Annotated in this window: 12 protein-coding genes; 8 read left to right on the forward strand and 4 right to left on the reverse strand. The window is 61.6% G+C overall.

What is annotated here, in order from left to right:
• Positions 1–91 precede the first annotated feature (91 nt).
• The gene (locus H8B14_RS00655; protein WP_187313710.1) at positions 92–814 is read right to left on the reverse strand and encodes an RDD family protein; all 723 of its coding nucleotides are present in this window, start codon (positions 812–814) and stop codon (positions 92–94) included.
• 191 nt (positions 815–1,005) lie between these two features.
• Between H8B14_RS00655 and H8B14_RS00660 the strand changes: the two genes are divergently transcribed.
• The 7 genes from H8B14_RS00660 to H8B14_RS00690 all read left to right on the forward strand — a co-directional run bounded on the left by H8B14_RS00660 (position 1,006) and on the right by H8B14_RS00690 (position 8,413).
• A complete protein-coding gene (locus H8B14_RS00660; protein ID WP_187313711.1) occupies positions 1,006–1,959 on the forward strand; it encodes a stage II sporulation protein M in 954 nt (317 codons plus the stop codon).
• A 31-nt stretch (positions 1,960–1,990) separates the two neighbouring features.
• Entirely contained in the window at positions 1,991–2,980 is a 990-nt protein-coding gene (locus H8B14_RS00665) for a hypothetical protein (RefSeq protein WP_187313712.1), read from the forward strand.
• Positions 2,981–3,024: 44 nt separating this feature from the next.
• A complete protein-coding gene (locus H8B14_RS00670) occupies positions 3,025–3,819 on the forward strand; it encodes a DUF4129 domain-containing protein (protein ID WP_187313713.1) in 795 nt (264 codons plus the stop codon).
• Between the two features lie 14 nt (positions 3,820–3,833).
• Positions 3,834–5,294 carry a DUF4350 domain-containing protein gene (locus H8B14_RS00675; protein ID WP_187313714.1) on the forward strand — a complete coding sequence of 487 codons (1,461 nt, stop codon included), beginning with the start codon at positions 3,834–3,836 and terminating at the stop codon, positions 5,292–5,294.
• A gap of 165 nt (positions 5,295–5,459) precedes the next feature.
• Positions 5,460–6,536 (forward strand): AAA family ATPase, encoded by a 1,077-nt coding sequence (locus H8B14_RS00680; RefSeq protein ID WP_261989834.1) that lies wholly within the window; start codon positions 5,460–5,462, stop codon positions 6,534–6,536.
• Between the two features lie 137 nt (positions 6,537–6,673).
• The gene (locus H8B14_RS00685) at positions 6,674–6,964 is read left to right on the forward strand and encodes a GIY-YIG nuclease family protein (RefSeq protein ID WP_187313715.1); all 291 of its coding nucleotides are present in this window, start codon (positions 6,674–6,676) and stop codon (positions 6,962–6,964) included.
• A 93-nt stretch (positions 6,965–7,057) separates the two neighbouring features.
• Positions 7,058–8,413 (forward strand): DUF58 domain-containing protein, encoded by a 1,356-nt coding sequence (locus H8B14_RS00690; protein ID WP_261989835.1) that lies wholly within the window; start codon positions 7,058–7,060, stop codon positions 8,411–8,413.
• Between the two features lie 442 nt (positions 8,414–8,855).
• Here the strand turns inward: H8B14_RS00690 and H8B14_RS00695 are convergent, their stop codons facing one another.
• Positions 8,856–10,658 carry a hypothetical protein gene (locus H8B14_RS00695; protein WP_187313717.1) on the reverse strand — a complete coding sequence of 601 codons (1,803 nt, stop codon included), beginning with the start codon at positions 10,656–10,658 and terminating at the stop codon, positions 8,856–8,858.
• A gap of 220 nt (positions 10,659–10,878) precedes the next feature.
• On the opposite strand from H8B14_RS00695, the gene H8B14_RS00700 reads away from it, so the two are divergent.
• Positions 10,879–12,951, forward strand: a complete 2,073-nt coding sequence (locus tag H8B14_RS00700; RefSeq protein ID WP_187313718.1) for a beta-N-acetylhexosaminidase — start codon at positions 10,879–10,881, stop codon at positions 12,949–12,951.
• Between the two features lie 81 nt (positions 12,952–13,032).
• Here the strand turns inward: H8B14_RS00700 and H8B14_RS00705 are convergent, their stop codons facing one another.
• Positions 13,033–16,812: a hypothetical protein gene (locus H8B14_RS00705; protein ID WP_187313719.1), complete on the reverse strand. Its 3,780-nt coding sequence runs from the start codon at positions 16,810–16,812 to the stop codon at positions 13,033–13,035.
• A 99-nt stretch (positions 16,813–16,911) separates the two neighbouring features.
• The gene (locus H8B14_RS00710; protein ID WP_187313720.1) at positions 16,912–20,634 is read right to left on the reverse strand and encodes a sensor histidine kinase; all 3,723 of its coding nucleotides are present in this window, start codon (positions 20,632–20,634) and stop codon (positions 16,912–16,914) included.
• Between the last annotated feature and the right edge of the window lie 15 nt (positions 20,635–20,649).

The following is a 20,649-nucleotide window of genomic DNA, read 5'->3' on the forward strand; positions in this document are numbered from 1 at the left end:
AAAAGCCTCCGAAACGGGCATCTCGCGGTGAGATGTCTGTTTCGGAGGCTTTTTTTGTGCCTATAATGCACCTAATTGATAGTGCGTTGGGCTAGCCCTGCACGGCGGCCAGGTGGGCGTGGTCGCGCAGTACGGTGCGCAGAAAGGCTTCGTCGGGAAGTTGGGTCTGGATGCCGGTGAGGGTTTTCACTTTGTTGGCCACTTCGTTGAGCAGCTCGTAGTTTTCGCGCTCCAGCCCCTTGAAAAGCAGCTGTCGGATGGTGGCTACATCGTGGTCCTGGAGCTGGGCGGCCTGCGGAAATACCACCATATAGTCAGCATCGGTGAAGGCGGGGGCCAGCGAACCACCCTGCTGGCGGGCGCGCGTGCTCACCACGGAGGTTCCGGCCGCCAAGTCGCCGATGCGCTGCCCGCGGCCGTTGGCCAGAATCACCACCACGGCAATCAGGCCGCTCAGGATGCCCGTATCCACGATGCGCAGAATCCAGCGCAGCAGGTAGTCGCCGAAGCCGGGCCGGGTACCATCGAGCCGGATTACCTTGATGTGGCGTGCCTTTTTGCCCAGGCTCTGGCCGTTGAAGAACAGCTCGCACAGCAGGTGGTAGAACACGGCCGGCACGCCCGCCACCAGTATGACTAGGCCCACCAGAACGTTATTGTCGGAGCCCAGCGCGCTTACCAGCAGCGCCCACAGCACTATCCAGGCCAGCAGAATCAGGTCGTCGATGATGGCTGCCACGATTCGTTCGCCCACGCTGGCAACTTCGTATTCGAGGGTGACGTTCTGGGCGGTCTGGACGCGGATGGTACTCATGGGGCAGCAGATGCCGGGCCGGGGGCCGGCTGGAATTTTTAAGGCGGAAAGAATAGCGGCGGGGTCGGAAAAATTGGCAATCTTCGCCCTGTCCGGCGGGCCGCAAATTACGGGTTCTGTCCGCATTCCGGCCGCTCCGGCGCCGCTTATTCTATCCTGGCCGTCGCGTCCTCTTTTCAGTAGCTATCCTTATGCGCGAAGCCGTATTTCTTCGGATCAACGAGGCCAAGTGGAAGCAGTATGAGCTGCAGCCACCCGCCGGCCCCGACGAGCTGGCGGCCCGCTTCGTGGAGCTGACCGACGACCTGGCCTACGCCCAGACCTTCTACCCCACGTCGCCTACCACCCGCTACCTCAACGACCTGGCCGCCAAACAGCACCAGACAATCTATCAGAACAAGCCTGAAACCACCAACCGCTTCGCGTACTTCTGGCGGCAGGAGCTGCCGCTGCTGGTAGCTCGCCACCACCGCCCGCTGGCGGTTTCACTGGTACTGTTCACGGTATTCACGCTGCTCGGGGCCTTGTCGGCGGCCTACGACGACACGTTTGTGCGCGTGGTGCTCGGCGACGCCTACGTCAACAAAACACTGGAAAACATTGAGCGCGGCGACCCAATGGCTGTGTACAAGGGCATGAGTGAAACGCCCATGTTTCTGGCCATCACCGCCAACAACATCTATGTGGCCCTGACGGCCTACGCGCTGGGCGCCACGCTGGGGCTGGGCACGGTGTGGGCGCTGTTCCGGAATGGCATGATGCTGGGCTCGTTTCAGTACTTTTTCTACCAGAAAGGCGTGCTGCTGCCCTCATTGCTCACCATTTGGATTCACGGTACGCTGGAAATATCGGCTATTGTGCTGGCCGGGGGCGCGGGCTTCGTGATGGCGCGCGGCCTGCTGTTTCCGGGCACCTATTCCCGCACCGACGCCTTCCGCCAAGCCGCCCGCGACGGCCTGAAGCTGGCCCTGGGGCTGGTTCCCATCTTTATTGTGGCCGGCTTCCTCGAAGGCTTCGTGACGCGGCATACCGGCATGCCGCTGTGGCTGAGTCTGGGCATTATCGGCTCGTCGGCGGCCTTTATTGTCTGGTACTTCATTCTGTACCCCTTGCGCCTGCAGCGGGCCGGCCACTCTCCCGCCTGATTCTTTCCTCTTCGTTATCAACTACTGCATCATGCAAGCAAGATTTACTCAGGAAGCCGATTTTCGTCAGGAGCGGGATTTCGGAGCCAAAATTGGGGCCACGTTTGAGTTTCTGGGCGCGCATTGGCGGCCGCTAGGCAAGTGCCTGCTGTATTTCGTGCTGCCTGTGTCGCTGGTGATGGGTATCGGCATGGGGTTAATTATGAACAGCATGTTCAATCTGATGGGACGGGTACAAACCAACCCACGAGCTATGCAGGACCCTTCCTCTGTTTTCGGAGCTTCGTACTTTTCCGGCATGGGCCTCGTGATGATCGGCGGGATGCTGGCCTTCGTGGCCGTGATGAGCACCGTTTACAGCTACGTGCACCTGCTACTCACCGCCGAGCCCCAGGCGCCGCCTACGCCCGCGCAGGTCTGGGCCGTGATGAAGCGTCGTTTCGGCCGTATCCTGCTGTCCTTTGCACTGCTGTTTGGCTTGTATATCGCCTTTGCCGGCCTGTTTGTGGGGCTGATAGCCGTATTAGGTGATGGGGGTATGGCGGGCCTGCTGACTTTTCTGCTATTTCCGGTGATGGTTTACCTGGGCGTGCCACTGATGCTGTACTTCCCGGTGCTACTGCTGGAGGAAGGCGGCGTGGTGGCCGCACTACGGCGCTGCTACGTGCTGGTGCGCGGCAAGTGGTGGTCGACGCTGGGCTTGGTTGTGGTAGCCGGCATGATTCAGGGCATGCTAACCATAGTATTTGCGCTGCCGCAGTACGCCGTGATGTTCGGCAAAATGCTGAAGATACCCGTACTGGGCTCCGATGTGGTGGGGATGGCCGCCCAGTGCCTGTACGTGGCGGGTGCCATGTTCACGTATCCAGTGCTGCTGCTGGCGCTGGCGTTCCAGTATTTCAACTTAGTAGAACGCAAAGAAGGTGTGGGCTTGCGCGGCCTGGTAGACAGCCTGGGGGCCACACCGGCACCGGTGGCCTACAGCCAGACCTACCGCCCCGACGACGACGGCGAATACTAAGTCCACGCTTCCCAAACCATCTACTCCGTTTTTCTGTCCCGTTTGTGGCTGCTGCCAACCTCTTTTACTCGCTGATGATAGGCCGCTGCCGCCGGTGGCTGCTACTGGTGATGCTGGTGTTGTCCTGGGCCGTCGGGCCCGTTGCGGCCCGGACGCCGGTACGCAATGCCGCCGCCGTGCGCCAGCTCTCACCCGACCGTGCGCCGGCACCCACCCTGCGCCCGCCCGCTCCGGCGCGGCTGCGCGACTTCCGGAAGCAGCGCGAATTTCAGTACGTGGAAGTGAAAAGCGAGCAAAGCGCCTGGGACTTGTTTTGGGCGCGTTTCTGGCGTTGGCTGGCAGAGCTGCTGAACACCCGTTCCGGACAGGTAGTCTGGAAATACGGCATCTACGCCGGGCTGGTGGTGGCGCTGGTATTTGTGGTGCTCAAGCTGCTTCAGATTGATTTCACCCGCGCCTTCGGCCGCGCACCACGCGCCGCCGCGCTACCCTACGACGTGGAGGGCGAGGATATTCACGGCCTGCAGTTTGAAGAGTTGATAACCTCGGCCGAAACCGCCGGCAACTACCGCCTGGCCGTGCGCTTGGGCTACCTGCAGACCCTCAAGCAGCTCACCGACCAGGGCCTGATCCGGTGGCAGCCCGACAAAACCAACCACGACTATTTGTTCGAGCTGCCCCCCGGCCCGCTGCCCGACGCTTTCCGGGAGCTGACCCGGCAGTTCGATTATGTGTGGTACGGCGAGCAGGACGACCTCGCACCAGCCCAATACGCCCAGGCACGTGCCACGCGGCTAGCTTTCCAGCAACTCCTTTCCGCCGGCCGCCGCGCCGCCTGACCTGTCCCGCACCCATGACCACTTTCCGCTGGTATATGCTGGGGTTGGCGCTGCTCTTCGGGGCCTACGTGGCTGTGGAATACTACCGCCCCAAGCCCCTCGACTGGACGCCCACCTTCCAGAACAAAGACAAGATTCCGTACGGCGCCTACGTGCTCTACGATGTGCTGCCCGAAATAATGGGCGTGGCCAAGCGCGACGTGAAAGCCGTGCGCGTGCCCATCTACAACCAGATTGAAGGCGAAGACGAGACGACCGTATCCACTGATTCAGTGGCTCAGGCGGAGGAAAAGCAGAACTTCAACGAGGAAGCCACCGATTCCGCAGCCGCAGCTATAGATTCTGCTCATACGGCTGCTGCAGTTGCCTCCGTTGAAGCCGCCAGGCGTGCAACTGATAAAGCTGCTGACGATTCATCGTCGGTGCCCAGCGTGGAAACCGGCGACGCCGACTACATGGCGGGCCTTGCCGAATCGGGCTTTCCCAAAGCCACCTACGTGTTCGTGGATGATAATTTCACGCTTAGTAGCTCCGACTGCCGCTCGTTGCTGCGCCACGTAGCCCGCGGCAACGACGTATTCATTGCCGCCGAACAGTTCGATGCCCACTTTGCCGATACGCTGGGCTTCCGCAGTACACCTTTTGTGCAGCGCCCACGCCTGAAAAAGGCCACCCCAGAGGCACTGCTCAATGATTCGGTGCAGCTACAGTTCACCAACGCCAAGCTGGCCCGCCAGACCCGCCGCCCCCACTTCCGCCTGCCGGCGTTGGGCGCCTCCTACCGTCTGCTGCCCGACAGCGGCATGCGCGCCACCCAGCTCGCCGCCGACACTGCCGGGCGGGCCGTACTGGTGCGCGTGCCACACGGCCGGGGCCACCTTTACCTGTGCACGGTGCCGCTGGCTTTCACCAACTATTTCGTGCTGCAGCCCGCCACCGGCAACTTCGCGTTTGCGGCGCTGTCGTATCTGCCCACGGGCCGGCCGGTGTGGTGGGATGAGTACCAGAAGCAGGGCCGACTGGAAGAGCAGTCATTGCTGCGGGTGCTGCTGGCGCACGATGCCCTGCGCTGGGCGCTGTACCTGAGTTTGGTGGGCGCTTTGCTGTTTGTGGGCGTGGAAGCCCGCCGCCGCCAGCGCATCATCCCAGTCCTGCGGCCGCTGCCCAACACTACGCTGCTGTTTACGCGCACCGTGGCCAGCCTCTACCGCCAGGGCAACAGCCACGCCCTCATTGCCGAGAAAAAGATCCAGCTGTTTTTGGAGCATCTGCGCACCCGGTTCCACGAGCCCGGCCTCGACCTCAACGACGAAGCCGCCCGCGAGCGGCTGGCCCAGAAGTCCGGCCTGCCCCGCGCCGAGGTGGACGCCCTGGTACGCCGCATCAACTTCCTGCTCACCGCACCCCGCGTTTCCGATGCTGAATTATTAGCCTTAAATAAGGCGCTCAACGAATTCAGAAAGTCCGCTGCTTAAAATTGCACTATGCCTCTCAATTTAATTTTACCGTTTATAATTATTCCAATAAATCTCATTTTAGGCACAAAACAGCCCTTTATAACAAGTATACGATAAACTCTATAAGATTATCCCGCTACTTCATTTTACTTTTTTCGCTTCTTCCTGCTTTTGATTGCCAAGATGGAAAATAATCTGACACCCGAAAACGAATTGCCGCAACCCCAGCAGCCCACGCCAGAGCTTGCCGACGAAGCTGCTACTATTACCAGCCCAGATACAACTGCCCCGGCCCCTTTCGCTACGCGCACTGACCTTAGCGCCCTCAGCCGCCACGCCGCCGCTATCCGACAGGAGCTGGGCAAGGTGATTGTGGGGCAGCAGGCGCTGGCCGAGTTGCTGCTGACCGCCATCCTGGCCGATGGCCACATTCTGCTGGAAGGCGTACCGGGCGTAGCCAAAACCCTCACGGCCAAGTTGCTGGCCCGCACGCTGGCCGTGCCCTTCAGCCGCCTGCAGTTCACCCCCGACCTGATGCCTTCCGACGTGTTGGGCACCTCTATTTTCCGGCCTAATAAGGCGGAGTTTGAGTTCCGGCCTGGTCCCATCTTCGCCAGCATCGTGCTGATTGACGAGATTAACCGGGCGCCAGCCAAAACGCAGTCGGCGCTGTTTGAGGTGATGGAGGAGCGGCAGGTGACGCAGGATGGCACCCGCTACGCCGTGCCGGAGCCGTTCGTGGTGCTGGCCACCCAAAACCCTATCGAGCAGGAGGGCACCTACCGCCTGCCTGAAGCCCAGCTCGACCGATTCCTGTTCAAGCTGCACGTCGGCTACCCGACGATGGAAGAGGAAATAGCCATTCTGCAGGGCCACCACACCGGTTTCGGTGGCACGCCGCTGGAAGCAGTGCAGGCCGTACTCAGCGCCGACGACTTGCACAGTCTGCGCGAGCAGGTGCGCCGCCAGCACGTCGAGCCCAAGCTGCTGGAATACATTGCCCGCGTGGTGGGCCAGACCCGCGCCCACAAAGGCCTGTACCTCGGCGCCTCGCCGCGGGCTTCGCTGGCCTTGCTCAACGGCGCCAAAGCCTTGGCTGCCCTGCGCGGCCGCGACTTCGTGACGCCTGAGGACGTGCAGTATCTGGCCGCGCCGGTGCTGCGCCACCGTATCCAGCTCACACCCGAGCGCGAAATGGAAGGAAGTACCCCCGACGACATCGTGAAGCAGATTCTGCAGCAGATCGAAGTTCCTCGCTAAGTCAGCACTGTCATTGCGAGGACGAAGGACGAAGCAATCCTTCCTCTCTGTGCTCTAAACTTCCCTTAGAGCGAAGTTCTCTGTCGTCAGAGTACTAACTCAATTTCTTCAGCAACTGCCTACCAAAAATTATGCTGATGCGTGAGCACAATTACCACGTCTACATTCTCACTAACGCCAATCACACCACCTTATATATCGGCATCACCAACGACTTGTACCGCCGCATTTCCGAGCACAAAGCCGGGAAGCAGCCGGGGTTTACGCAGACATACAACCTGAACAAGCTAGTCTACTTTGAGCATCATCAGGATGTAAACGCGGCTATTGCGCGGGAAAAGCAGTTGAAAGCGGGTTCTAGGGCCAAGAAAACAGCCTTGATTGAAACGGAGAATATCGAATGGCTGGACCTGTTTGATAAGATTTGAATAGTATGCTTTCGTCCAGAGGCTTCTCAACTTAGGGGCGGTTAGAGCTTAGAGAGGAAGGATTGCTTCGCTCTGCTCGCAATGACAGAAAATATGAAATCCTTCTTCCTCACCCGTCGCTTCTTCTTACTTCTTGCCGTGCTGGTGGTGGGGCTGGTGGTGGCGTTTTTTCTGCCGGGCTGGCTGGCGCCGGTGCAGCTGGCGCTGGGCCTGCTGCTGGTGCTGCTGGCGCTGGATGTGCTGCTGCTCTACGCGCCGGCTCAGTGCGGCGCGGGGCACCTGTTCGGACGGCGCGTGCTGGGCGACAAGCTGGCCAACGGTTCCGACAACGATATCAGCCTCTACCTCGAAAACCACTACCGCTTCTCGGTCAGCACCGAAACCATCGACGAGATTCCGCACCAGTTTCAGCGCCGCGACGTGCTGTTTAAGGCGGCTATCCGGCCAGGCGAAACGCAGGTCATCCGGTATCAGCTGCGGCCGGTGAAGCGCGGCGAGTATGAGTTTGGAGCCCTGAACGTGTACGTGGCCTCGCCGTTGGGGCTGGTGCGGCGGCGGTTTCAGTTCGATGAGAAACGAGTGGTGCCGGTGTATCCGTCGTTTCTGCAGATGCGGCAGTATGAGCTGCTGGCTATCAGCAACCGCCTAACGGAAGTAGGTGTGAAACGCATCCGGCGGGTGGGACACAGCCTGGAGTTCGAGCAGATCCGGCCTTACGTGCCCGGCGACGACCCACGCTCCATCAACTGGAAAGCCACCGCCCGCCGCACCACCACCGGCCACGCCGCCGACTCGTTGGTGGTGAACCATTTTCAGGACGAACGCGCCCAGCAGGTATACTGCCTGATTGACAAGGGCCGCGTGATGCGCATGCCGTTTGAGGGCCTAAGTCTGCTGGACTACGCCATCAACGCAACGCTGGTGGTCAGCAACATTGCCATCCTCAAGCATGACAAGGCCGGCCTGATTACCTTCTCGCACCAGCCCGGCGCAGTGCTGCCCGCCGACCGGCGCGGCGGCCATATACGCAAGCTGCTAGAAGTGCTGTACCGGCAGCGTACTAAGTATCTTGAAACCGACTACGAGCGGCTGTACATCAGCGTCAGGAACAACATTCGGCAGCGCAGCCTGCTGATTTTATTCACCAATTTCGAGACGCTGAGCGGCATGCAGCGCCAGTTGCCCTACCTGCGCCGCCTCGCCAAAGACCATCTGCTGCTGGTGGTATTCTTTGAAAACACCGAACTACGCGAGTTTCTGGACACACAGGCTGCCACGCCGCAGGACGTCTACAACCAAACCATTGCCGAGAAATTCGCGCAGGAAAAACGCCAGATCGTGCGTGAGCTGAACCGCTACGGCATCCACGCCCTGCTCACAGCCCCGCAAAACCTGACGGTAAATACCATCAACAAGTATCTGGAGTTCAAGTCGAGAGGACTGATATAGACTAAACTTTTATACTGGTAATGCAATATTCAGACATAGTAGTCACTAAAATTCCTCTCGATTCTATTTGGTTAGACGAAGGAGGAATTTCTGCGAAGCGAATTCGGTACCTTAATCAAGAGGCAGTACGGGATATCATTGCTCAACATCCTATTGTATTTGTGGTAGCTGACATCGGCGAAAAATTAGAGGGGATAGCTGCTGCACAGTGTTATTCCTTTTGGAAATCAGAGGTTAAACATCACTTAGTAGACCCGTCTGTCACAATCCATCTAGACCACTATTTAGGTGGATATGCCTACCTAGCCAGTGAATGGGTCAGGACTAACTCGGCACGTCTAATCTTACTAGAGAAGCTGCATTGACGGCTCCCGTTTCTAGGCTTTAAGCTTAAAAGGAAGGATTGCTACGTATATACCTCGCAATGATAATTCCTCATTCTTCAGTCAAAAGCCTCCAGCCGAGCATCATCCAGGAGCAGGTTAGCGCTGGTGCCGTAGTAGAGGAAGGTGATGGAGACGTTGTCGAAATCGGCGTTGGGCGGGCGCATGTCGAAGTGCAGCTCGCGGGGCCAGCCGCCTTCCAGGGCCCGTTGTAGACGCACGGTACGCTCCTTCACCACCTCCTGGCCGCGGCGGAAGCGTACTACGTATTGCGTCATGCGGTTCATGTCCCATTCGGTTTGGTCGGCGCGGGCCTGGGCGTAGGCGCGGACCCAAGTGAACTGGCCGGGTTTCACTGGCACCGTCCACTCGGTGCTATACGGGTGTTCGGCATCGAGGGCGAGAGAACAGGCGCCCTGCAGCGCCGGCGTGCCGCACAGGCCCGGCGCGGGCTGCTCGAAATCCTGCTGCCACAGCACGCGCGTGTTGCGGGCTTCACCCGTGAATTCGGAGTTGCTGTCGAGCAGCAGGCGGGTTTCGGGGGGCACTTCGTAGCGGAACAGGATGTGGCGCAGGTAGGAGCGGTTCATGTCGCCGGCCGCCAGCAGGCCCTGGCCGCCGGGAATGGCCATCTGCGTCAGCCAGTAGCCGTAGGCACAGCCCAGCAGCAGCAGCGGCGCCGCGGCCACCGCCCAGCGCGGCCGGGCCAGCAGCCAGCGCAACGCGGCCGCCAGCGGCCAGGCCAGTACGGCGTAGCAGTCAATCATGGCGCGTGCACCCAGCCCCCCGCCGTATAGCCACTCGTTCCAGGCAAACGTGACGTAGGTGAACAGCACCGTAAACACCAGCAGCGGCCAGAACGCCGCCGGTTGCTGCCGCCGCAGTGGCCCGAAACCCAGCAGCGCCACCACCAACAGCGGCGAATACATCAGCCAGCCCGTGCGGAAGCTGAAAATCCCCTCGAACAGATGCGGCTTCAGCCAGTTGAAGCCCTGCTCCTGATAGCTGTACACAATCCAGCGGCCGGTGGCATAGTGCCAGTACAGCGGCTGCAGACTCAGCAGCGCGCCACCAGCCACCGCCGCCGCCAGCAGCAACGGCCAGTGCTGCCGCCAGAACGTGAGCCGCTCCCGTAGCGCAACCCGCGAAGTCAGGCCCCAGAGCAGCGGCAGCACCACGGCCAGCAGCGCCGTAGGCCGCGTGAGCGTCATCAGCCCGATAATGGCACCGATGCCTACGGCCCTGGCCAAGCTGGACCGCGCGTAGAAAGCGGGCGTGAGCAGCAGCAGCGCGGCGTACCAGGTCAGCAGCCAGCTGTGCGTCATGCCGGCGTGGCCGGCGCCGCTGTAGGTGAGGTAATTGGTGCCGAGCAGCAGCACCAGCAGCGCACTCGCCGTGGGCCACTCGCCAAACCGCGGCAGCAGCGCCCGCCGAATCAGCCAGAACCCCAGCACCGACACCAGCAAGCTACCCAGCTTCACGGCCAGCTGATACGGGGCCGAAAAGCCGTCGGGCAGGTAACCGAGCGGGGCTGCCACGGCATGGGCCGCCAGGAAAAACGGCAGTTGCTGCAGTGCTAGGCCGGCCGGGTATTTCAGCACGAAGTTTCCGCTAGTGGAGTCTCGGTAGGCCTGGTAGAAATCGGGCGTGGGCTGATACTCGCGCAGGTAGGCGTCGCGGAAGTTCAGCTCGCGCAGGTCGTGGTAGATGAAGGTGGCCGGCAGGTAGAGGTAGTAGCCGGAAGCATCCCAGTTCAGCACCGGCGACTTATTGCCACTCTGCGGAGCCGGATAATACCACCAGGCCAGCACCAGCAGCATCGCCGTGCAGGCCCAGGCCGCCCATCGGGAAGGAGAAGTCATTAGTAGGGACAATAGGAATACGCTAGCGCAAATTGCGGAAAAGCCCGCGCTACGCCAATTCTGCGAATGACCTACCGAAAGAAGCTGTTCGCCGGTCCGACGGCGTGGATGGTATTCGACTCTGCCTTCCTCAACACAACCGGCACGAATGGTGCAGAGCAACACTTGTCGATTCGGCGGGTGCCGTATCTTTCGCCCCCACCCTGCTCTTTTGCTGCTTATGCTTTTTCGCTTTTTCGCTGTGCTGCTGCTGGCGGCGCTGGTACCGGTTTCGTCGCTGTGGGCGCAGCCGGTTACTTTGGCCAATACTACCCGCAATCTGCTACCGGTGCCCACGTCGGTGCGCTGGGGAACGGGTAGCCTGGGCGCCAAGCTGGCGCTGCGGCCGCTACTCACCGGCCCCGCTGACCCATTGCTGACGGCCGCCGTCGGGCGCACGCTGGACCGGCTGCACCGCAATGGCAGCGCTTTGCCGGCCGGCAGCCCGGCTGCCGCGCCTCTGCAGATTCGCTACGGCCGTGTGGGTTTGCCCGAGTTGCAGGACGAGGAGCGCTACAGCCTCCGCGTGACGCCCACCGGCGTGCTGATTGACGCGCCCACCACGCTGGGCGTGCTGCGGGCCCTGACCACGCTGGAGCAGCTTCCGCAGCCCGACGGCCGCCGCACGGTGCTGCCTGAAGTGGATATTCAGGACCAACCACGTTTCGTGTGGCGGGGCTTACTGATTGACGCGGCGCGCCACTTCATGCCGGTTTCGGTCATTAAGCGCAACCTCGACGCTATGGCCGCGGTGAAGCTGAACGTGCTGCATTGGCACCTCGCCGACGACCAGGGTTTCCGGGTGGAAAGCAAGGTACTACCGCGCCTGCACGAGGTCAGCGGGCAACACTACAGCCAGGCGCAGGTGCGCGAGGTGCTGCGCTACGCCGCCGCCCGCGGCATTCGGGTGTTGCCCGAGTTCGACGTGCCCAGCCACACCATTGCCTGGATGGCGGCCTATCCGCAGTTGGCTTCCAACGACTCCATCTACGGTGTGTACCAGAGCTGGCGCACCGCCAACCTCGCCATCGACCCCACCAAGGAAACCACCTACGCTTTGCTCGACACGCTGTTCCGGGAAATGACGGCGCTGTTTCCGGACCCGTATTTCCACATCGGCGGCGACGAAAACGACGGGCGGCAGTGGCGCAAAAGTGCGCGCATCATGGAGTTTGCCCGCGTCAACGGCATGCTGAAAGCCGATAAGACGCTCGACAAGCACGCCCTGCAGACTTACTTCAACCGCCGGGTGCTGGCCATCGTCACGAAGTACAACAAGAGGATGGTGGGCTGGGACGAAATCCTGGGCCCCGGCCTGCCGCAGAATGCCGTGATACAAAGCTGGCGCGGCAAAAAGGGCTTGTACGATGCCGCCAAAGCCGGCAACCCGGCCTTGCTTTCCAGTGGCTACTACCTCGACCTCTACCTGACGGCCGCCAGCAGCTACAACACCGATCCACTCCCGGCCGATGCGCCCCTGACGCCTGCGCAGCAAGCCCTGATTCTGGGCGGCGAGGCCACCATGTGGGCCGAGTTTGCCGACAGCGTCGTTATCGATTCGCGCATCTGGCCCCGCGGCGCGGCCGTGGCCGAGCGGCTGTGGTCGGCGCGCACGGTGCAGGACGTGCCGGATATGTACCGCCGGCTCGAGGTTGTTTCGGGGCAACTGGAGAAGTTGGGGCTGCAGCACCGTCGCGCGCCGCTGCAGCTGCTGCAACAACTCGCCGGCCCCGATCCAGCCGCTCTGGCACCATTACGCACTTTTGCCGCCGTGCTGGAGCCGGTGAAGGAATACAAGCGCCACTTCCAGGGCTTCACCTACACCCCCAGCACGCCGCTCACCCGCCTCGTAGATGCCGCCCCCGCCGAATCGGACGTGGCGCGGCGGTTTAACTGGCGCGTGGATTCGCTGCTGGCGTTGCGCCCCGCCAAAACGGCCTTGGTGCCCCGCACCGCTGCTTCGCGCAACCTCCAGAAGAGCCTGCGCGAGCAATTAGAACTCTGGCAAACCAACGACACGCGCCTGCAGCCGCTGCTGCTCACCTCCCCCACCCTCGCCGAGTACGCCCCGCTTTCCGGGCAGTTGCGCCAGCTGGCCGCGCTGGGCCTGGAGCGCCTCACGCAGATGGAGCGCGGCACCGCGCCGTCGGCAGCGTGGCTAGCCGCCGCTCAGAAGCAGCTAGACGCCGCCAAAGCTCCCGCCGGCCAGACAGAGCTGGCGGTAGTGGCCGGGTTCCGGAAGCTGCTGCTATAGCGCTGTTTTTTATATCACACAAAGAAGCCGCCGTACTCATACAGCGGCTTCTTTCATTTTCTACACACAGCCATTGCATCCCTAGAACAGCACCGACACCTGCATGCGGCCGGTGTGCACCGCTCCTATGCCGTTGGCTTTGCGGCCATCATACGCTACGCTCAGGTTGAGGCCGTTGCTCAGGCGCTGCTCGGCGTTTAGGTTCCAGGTGAAGTTGCTGCCGGGGCGCAGGGCGTTCAGGATTTCCAGGCCTACTACCGAGTCCTGGGTGCCGTCGAAGTTGATGCGCACGTAGCGCGTGGTGGCCGTGATGGTGCGCTTGCTGACCTGGCTGATGCGGGTTTCGATACCCAGCTCGTCGAAGATGCCGCGGGCTTTGTTGGCGTCGTTGATGGGCGCGACGTTGTTTTTGTCGGTGCGCAGGTAGGTGCCGGTGAAGCGGAACGTGCCGTTGGGCTGGTAGCTGATTTCGGGGGCCAGCTCGTAGGCCAGCACCCGAAAATTGCGGGTTTCCAGGTAGGTGGAGCTGTTTTGCCGGATGGTGCGGCTCAGGTTCAGGCGGCCCGTAAACGACTGCGCCAGCGTGCGACGCAGCAGCAGACTTTGCGCCGCCAGGTTGCGGATGTCGGAGCCCTGCGTGAGCAGCACCTTCTGCTGGGTTTGCTGCACAGTCATTTCGGCCCCGAAAATGGGATTGGACCGATTGAAATACAGCGTATTGCGCAGCAGCTTATTAAGGCTCAGCAGTAAGGAATCTTCAGTCTGAAACGCAAACGGGTTCAGGCGCGACGACAGGCTGTTATCCGTCGTACGGCGGTCCAGCGTGACGGTGCTGATGGCCGAGAAGCGGGCTGCGGCCGCGCGCCAGCCGCCGGCGTCGCGCCAGGTGCGCGGGGCGCTGGTAGTGAGGCGGTAGCTGAAGCGGTTGGTGAAGGCCAGAATATAGTCGTCGGTGGGCAGGTACACCTTGATGTGGGTGCGGTAGACGGCATCCGAGGTTTGGGCTTCCAGAAATTCGTCGCGGTCCTCCGTGTTGTTGCCGTTGGTGTCGCCGCCGTAGTAGTGCGTGCCCTGGCCGTTGGGCACGGCCACGAAGGCGTAGTCGCGCTTCAGCTCGCGGCCGGTGGCCACTTGGTAGCTCAGCTCCGAACGGATCTGGTTTTGCAGAAAGCTGGCATTCCAGTCGATTTTGGCCAATACGTTGCGCTGCCGGGCACTGTCGCGCACGGCTAGGTCGCGGTAGGTAGCCAGCACGGCCAGGTCCTGGCTTTTGCCGAGGCGCGTGGCCATGGTGCCCTGCCAGGTTTGGGCGGTGCTGCGCGGTTGAATGGCAGTTTGCTCCAGGTTGGGCGTTTGGTCGCGTCGGAAAGTATAGTCGGCGCGGAAGCGGGTGCGGGCCGAATCCTGGCTTTGCAGAAACACATTGTGCTCGTCGAAGTAGTTGGCCGACGTAACGGAGTCGCCGGTGGGCAGCACCACCCGGTTTTTATCGAACCGATACGCGTAGCCGGGCACGATGGGCGCGCCCACGTAGCGCGCCGCGGCCTCGCCCCGCGCCCACCGGGAATCCTTACGTCCGGCTTGCGAATTGAGCAGAAACAAGCTGCCGCGCAGCTGCACATCCCCGATCTGACGGGCAGCATCCAGCCAGTGCTGCAGCCCGCTCACTTCCCCCGACCGAAACCGGCGGCTGAGGCGGTAATTGACAGCGTTGTTTCCGTCTTTGGCCGCGCCCACCGCAAAGTTCAGGATGTTGTCGGCGTGGGCCTCGCGGCGGGTGGCGTTGCCCTGCACGGTGCTGGCGGTGCTCCAGTTGCGGTCAAACTCGATGTCGCGGAACCGATCCACGGGCGCAAACCGGCTGCTGGTGTATTCGTAATCGAGGGCGCTGCGGAAGCGGTAGTCGCGCAGGAAGCCCATGTTGGGCAGGCGGCGGTCCTGCACGGCGTAGCCCACGCGCATGGCCTGGCCTTTATCGGAGGCCGGCGAAAATCGGTTCAGGTCCAGCTCCGACACGGCCAGATCGACAAACACGGTGGCCGTGGAATCCAGCTGAAAGCTGGCCCCGCTGGACACAATCTGCTTGAGCAGCGGCGCCGGCAGCAGCCGGATGGGCGCGTAGCGGCCCTGCCGCACGCCCGCCACCGGCGCCACAAACTCGAACACCCGCCCATTGGCGCCCGGAAAGCGGGTGCTCAGGTTGTAGTCGCCGTTGCCAACTCCGACTTCCGTGAAGCGCACGTTGTACACGTCGCGCGTGGAATCGGCCGGGTACGTGAATACCTCCACGGGCAGGTTGTTAATGGTGCGGGTTTCGCGGTTGTAAAGCACCTGCGTGCGGGTGTAGGCTACGGGGCTCCCGCCGCCGGGCGTGCTGGCCTGGGCCACGTTGTCGGGCAGGTCGCGCAGGCGCTGTCGGTCCACGCTGTCGAGCTGCAGGTTGGGCGAATTGTCGGGGTTGTCGGCTTCGCGGTAGAAGTTGGCGTGCACGTTCAGGCGGCCCACTTGCTGGTAGTGGCTGGCGTGGTAGAGCGAGCGGGCGTAGTTGAAATCGGAATACTCGAAGTCAATCTTGATGCGCGAATTGCGGGTGATGAGATGCTGGGGCGAGAACGTGACTTCGGCCTGGTTGTAGTCGATGATATAGTCGTTGTCGAAGCCACGCGTCAGCAGGCGGCCGTCCAGGTACACCCGCTCGGAGTTGGCCAGCACGATGATGAACTGCTCGCCGTTGGGCCCGCGCAAACGGTACGGCCCCTGCACGTTCTCAATTGGAGCCACGTCGATACTGGCAAATTTGCCCTTAGCCACGCCACCCGCTACCGTAGTCGACGACCGAATGGGCCCGAACCGGCTGCGCGTTTCGTTTGCCACGGTGGTGCCGGCCGCCTGCGGCACGCCAAGCCCCACCGGCGGCAATGTGGCGCTGGGCGCTGTAGTAGCACCCTGCTGCCCGCCGTTGGTGATAGTGGTGGTGGTGTACGAACCGGAGCCAACGCCCGGATAGCTACTCAGCGGTGTAAGCTGCGGTGTGCTGAAACCGCTGAGGCCGCCCGCATTCTGCCCCAGATTCACTTCCAGGGCCGCTCCCTGCACGTTTTTGTAAAAGCGCAGGAAGTAGTCGGGCTTGTTGCGCATCACCACGTCGCCGGCCGTCAGGTTCCAGCGCGGGCTGGTGAGCGTAATGAAAATCCGGTCGAATTCCTGCAACTGCTGGGTGTTGCCTTCGGGCTGGAAGGGCACGTTCTGGTCGCTGATAGCGGCCGTCAGGTTGATGTTGTCGGTGAGGCGGCCCTCAAGCTGTAGGTTCAGTGAGGAGTTGACAAACACATTCTGGGCGTTTCCGAAGCTGATGCCGCGCGCCAGGTTGCCGGTTTTGTTGATGCCCGGCGTGCTCAGAATCTGCTCTTTCACCGTGAAATCTTCCTGCCCGAACGTGCGGCGCGGGAAGTTCAGGCTATCCAGCAAACTGCGCGGCCGCCGAAACGCCGGCGCCGCCAGCCGCAGCGGCAGCACCCGGTAGCACACCAGCACCGAGTCGAGGCCGGGCACCGTAATATCCGGCTGGCCGGGCTCGGGACTGGGAAGCCGGCGGCCGGGCTCCACGTAGCGGTACCGGTCCTGGTGGGCATCATAGGCCACAGCTCGGCCTTTGATGCTCACGGAAGTAGGCACCACGGTCAGCGTATCAATCAGCGTGAAATCCGTGGTGTCGCGGCCCGGCAACAGGCGCACCCATACGCAGCGGCGCGTGTTGGGCGGTGTTTCCGGCCGCTGCTGGGCCCACGCGCTACTCCCGGCCAGCCCACACGCCAGCAGCAGGCAAAGGCGCAGGAAACAGAGCGGAAAGCTGCTACTCATAGAGGGGATATACACGCCGGCGGGTCGCCGGTAGCTCAACGTAAAAACCGGGCGGATTCGTGCGGGTTACCGGGATGCTCTGTTTTGTTGCGCGCTACCTCAACCGGCCAGCGGCAACTCAATATAAAATGTGGTGCCGGTGCCTTCTTCAGTTTCAAACCAGACGCTGCCGCCGGCGCTTTCGATGCCACGGCGCGCCACGGCCAGCCCGATGCCGGAGCCCGTAGCCTTGGTGGTAAAATTGGGAATGAAGATTTTTTCGCGCACCTCGTCGGAAATGCCGGCGCCGTTGTCTTGAATGCTAATCTGCACCCGTTTGCCGGTGGGCACGCTCAGCCGGGCCGAAATCTGCGCGGGGCGACCTTCCGGCACTGCCTGCAGGGCATTGATGAGCAGGTTGTTGAACGTGCGCACCAGCAAGTTTTCGTCGGCAAATACCAGCACCGGCGCGTCCTCGGCGGGCAATTCCAGCTTTATGTGGGCATCGGGGCGGCTGCCTTGGTGCAGCTCCACGCAGCGGCGCAGAATAGACGCTACATCGAGTCGCTCGGGCCGCATGGCGGGCAGGTTGGTGAAATTGCTGAACGAGGTGGCAATGTCCGTCAGCACGTCAATCTGGGTGATGAGCGTCTGTGAAACCTTGGCAATGAGCTCGTCGAGGTTGGGGCGCTGGTCTTGGATGGCGCGCTGCAGAAACTGCAGGCTCAGCTTCATGGGCGTGAGCGGGTTTTTGATTTCGTGAGCCACTTGCCGGGCCATTTCGCGCCAGGCGGCTTCTTTTTCCTGAGTGGCCAGCTCCAGCTTGCTTTCCTCCAGCTTGAGCAGCATGGCATTGTACTCGCGCACCAGCAGCCCAATTTCGTCGTCCGACTGATAGTCGAGCATCTCATTCCGGTTGGTGAGCGTGGTTTGCCGGAGCTTCTGCGTGAGCAGCTTTAGCGGGTTGGTGAGCATGCGCGAGGCCACAAACGTGAGGACCAGAAACACGATGAACATGCCCGTGAAAATGTTGAGCAGCGTCGAAATCAGCTCTATCAGCTTGTTGTCCAGCTCTTTTTCAGAATCGAAGAACGGAATACCCACGTAGCCCAGCACCCGCCCAGCCTGCCCGGCCTCGGTTTCGGCGGCCCGCAGCGGCAGATACAGCGAGTTGAACGACAACGAGCCAGCACGCTCCAGCAGCAGCACCCGCGGCTGGGTGCGTTCTTTGAGCGAAGCCACGGCTTGCGGGTTCATGAGCGGCCCCAGTATCCCCGACTCGAACATGATGGGCTGGCTGCTGACGATAAGCTGGCCAGCGGCATCGTAGAGATTGAGGTCGGTTTCAGTAAGTGAGGCCACGTTGTCGGCCAGGGCCAGCAACGCGGGCCGGCCCATTGAATCGGTGAGCAGGGCGCGGTTTTGCAGCAGGTTGTCCTGCACGGTGCGGCCGCGCCGCTCATACGTGCGGCGCAGGTCGCGCTTATACGACGACGTTACCTGGCTGGCCGTGGCAATGCTCACCAGCACCAGCGGCACCAGAATCCCGAAGTTGAGGAACAGCTGAATTTTGGTGCTGAAGTTGGTGCGCAGCACGGCCAGGTACTGGCCGCGCGCCAGCAGATACAGCGCCATACCCAGCAACCAGTAGAATGTGTGCAGCAAAAACAGGAACGAGAAGTTGGCCAGCCAATCAGAAAAACTGTAGGTGGCGGTAGTTACCACCACGGTGCGGTGCTGAGTTTCGTCGCGCACGGCCAAGTGGTGGAAGCGGCCAACTACCAGGCCCGTGCGGTAGAGGCGCGGGTCGTTGTATTGCTGGCGGCGCAGGCGGTTCACGTAGTCGAAATCCCCTTCACTGTACACCAGCCGATCCTGCTCGTAGCCGGCGTAGCTCAGTTCGGCACCCAACCCGGGCTGAAAGAAATTCTGGTCGACCAGCAGCTCAGGCACCACGCTGTAGGTGGTCAGCTTCTTAAGCATAAGCTCCAGCAGCACCGTATTCGTGCCACGCCCTGTACTCGGCACGGCCACGAAATCAACGTAGCGCCGGGTGCTGAATGAGTTGCTGCCGCGCACCAGAAACAGGTTCATCTGGTCGGTGCGGGTGGAGTTCTGCAGCAGCCGGCGCCGTACCTGCGAGAGAGTTTCGGCGCCCTGCCCCGCCCCAATGGGTCGGCCGGCGGCATCAAAAAACGACACGGCCACTTCGTATTTATCAAAATAGTCGCCGAGATAGTGCTTCAGGATTTTCTGGCGCACCACTTCCGGACTGGCGAACGGGCTGGCCAGCACCTTGCGAATCAGCGGGTCGGCCGCAATTTCGCGGGCCCGCTCGGTGAGCAGAAACTCGCCCTGCAGATCGTTGTCGGTCATCAGGTTGCCGGCCAGGTTCTGCTTGTTCTGCACCAGCTGCCGGTCGAAATGCTCGAACAGCGCCAGCGCCCCAATGGCGGCACTGATGCTGAGCATCAGGAAAATGAATAGGTACACTTGGTAGGTGACCATGGCGGCCACACGCCGCAGCCCGGTCAGGCGCAGCAGCAGGAAAAACCACAGCGTAATGCCCACCAGTATCACCTGCACCTGCCCCAGCGCAATACCCACCGGCAGAAACAGCAGCGCCCCCAGCCCCAGCCCGAACACGCCTTCGCGCCCCTTGCTGGTGCCCAGCGTGGCACTAAACAGCTGCGACACCAGATAGAAGCCCACCAGATACGCGCTGGTGTGCAAGGCAATGGCCAGCGTCAGGAGTAACTTAAACCAAGACACCGAAATATCCTGGGTGACATCGAGAATGACCTGCGAGTTATTGAAGCTGTTGGAGTAGAATTGGAACTGCAGCTCCAGCAGCACAAAAAACACCACGCCGGCCACCACACCCACCATCGTGCGGTCCGACTGCTTGGTAAGGCGCTCCACCCAGCGGTTGGGGTTGTAGTGCCGGAACAGCCGCAACCCGCAATACGCCGCCAATGCCAGCAGCAACGCATTAATGAACAAGTCGCCGAGAGACGGTGACAGCCAGGATGCCGCGTACACTCGTGGGTCGAAGAACGGCAGTTCGATAAAGGAAAACGGCAAGCCCAAATACAGCAGCACGGCCCGCAGTAGCCCCAGCGGCACCAGCAAGGCGGCAGAACCAGCCAGCACCCGCCCCGCACTGAATAGTCGCCGGGCCCAAATCAGCCAGCCAGCCAGGTACACAAGCAGGCCCGCCACCAGCAAGGCCATCGGGATATACTTGCCGGTAATTGGGTTGGGCTGCAGTCGTTCCAGCGAAAACAAGTAGTTGCCTTGCTCGGAATACAGCGTGGGCAGCGCCGGCTGTTTTTCAGTAACCAGCCGCACATTGAGCCCCCGGAACAACGCTTTTTCCGAACCGTCACGCAGGTAACGGTTGCTGATGCCGTAGCTCTTTTCCAGCGGCACGTAGGTCAGCACCACATAAGGGCCCGACGCCTGCCGCAACGCCAGGTACCGCCCAAACTGCATATCCACCAGCTTTTCGCTGAAGCTCTGCCCAACATTCTCGGGCTGTGGCCGGGTGGTGTGGTCTGACCAATAGCGGAGCTGCCCGTTCTGGTACACAAAGCACGGATAAGTGGTACGCCCCACCAGCGTACCGAAGCGCAACTCACCTTGGGTGGCCTGAGTCAGCACTTGAGTGGCTTCCCGCTCGGCTCGTTGCTCGGCTTCCAGCACCAGCTTTTGCAGCCGCAATGCATCAGCACGCAGCAGCACAGCGGGCGTCTGGCTGTATCGGTTGCTGAGGTAGGCCCCCGCAAAACAAAGGAAAGCGACCAGCAGCAAAGCGGGCGGCAGGAATCGGGCGAACTTCAACAGGCGCAGGATTGA

The organism is Hymenobacter puniceus (assembly GCF_014333525.1).
Taxonomy (GTDB): domain Bacteria; phylum Bacteroidota; class Bacteroidia; order Cytophagales; family Hymenobacteraceae; genus Hymenobacter.

What these genes read in the sequence shown, in the direction of transcription:
- H8B14_RS00655 (WP_187313710.1), bottom strand. Translation starts at nt 814, where the DNA reads ATGAGTACCATCCGCGTCCAGACCGCCCAGAACGTCACCCTCGAATAC.
- H8B14_RS00660 (WP_187313711.1), top strand. Translation starts at nt 1,006, where the DNA reads ATGCGCGAAGCCGTATTTCTTCGGATCAACGAGGCCAAGTGGAAGCAG.
- H8B14_RS00665 (WP_187313712.1), top strand. Translation starts at nt 1,991, where the DNA reads ATGCAAGCAAGATTTACTCAGGAAGCCGATTTTCGTCAGGAGCGGGAT.
- H8B14_RS00675 (WP_187313714.1), top strand. Translation starts at nt 3,834, where the DNA reads ATGACCACTTTCCGCTGGTATATGCTGGGGTTGGCGCTGCTCTTCGGG.
- H8B14_RS00680 (WP_261989834.1), top strand. Translation starts at nt 5,460, where the DNA reads ATGGAAAATAATCTGACACCCGAAAACGAATTGCCGCAACCCCAGCAG.
- H8B14_RS00685 (WP_187313715.1), top strand. Translation starts at nt 6,674, where the DNA reads ATGCGTGAGCACAATTACCACGTCTACATTCTCACTAACGCCAATCAC.
- H8B14_RS00690 (WP_261989835.1), top strand. Translation starts at nt 7,058, where the DNA reads ATGAAATCCTTCTTCCTCACCCGTCGCTTCTTCTTACTTCTTGCCGTG.
- H8B14_RS00695 (WP_187313717.1), bottom strand. Translation starts at nt 10,658, where the DNA reads ATGACTTCTCCTTCCCGATGGGCGGCCTGGGCCTGCACGGCGATGCTG.
- H8B14_RS00700 (WP_187313718.1), top strand. Translation starts at nt 10,879, where the DNA reads ATGCTTTTTCGCTTTTTCGCTGTGCTGCTGCTGGCGGCGCTGGTACCG.
- H8B14_RS00705 (WP_187313719.1), bottom strand. Translation starts at nt 16,812, where the DNA reads ATGAGTAGCAGCTTTCCGCTCTGTTTCCTGCGCCTTTGCCTGCTGCTG.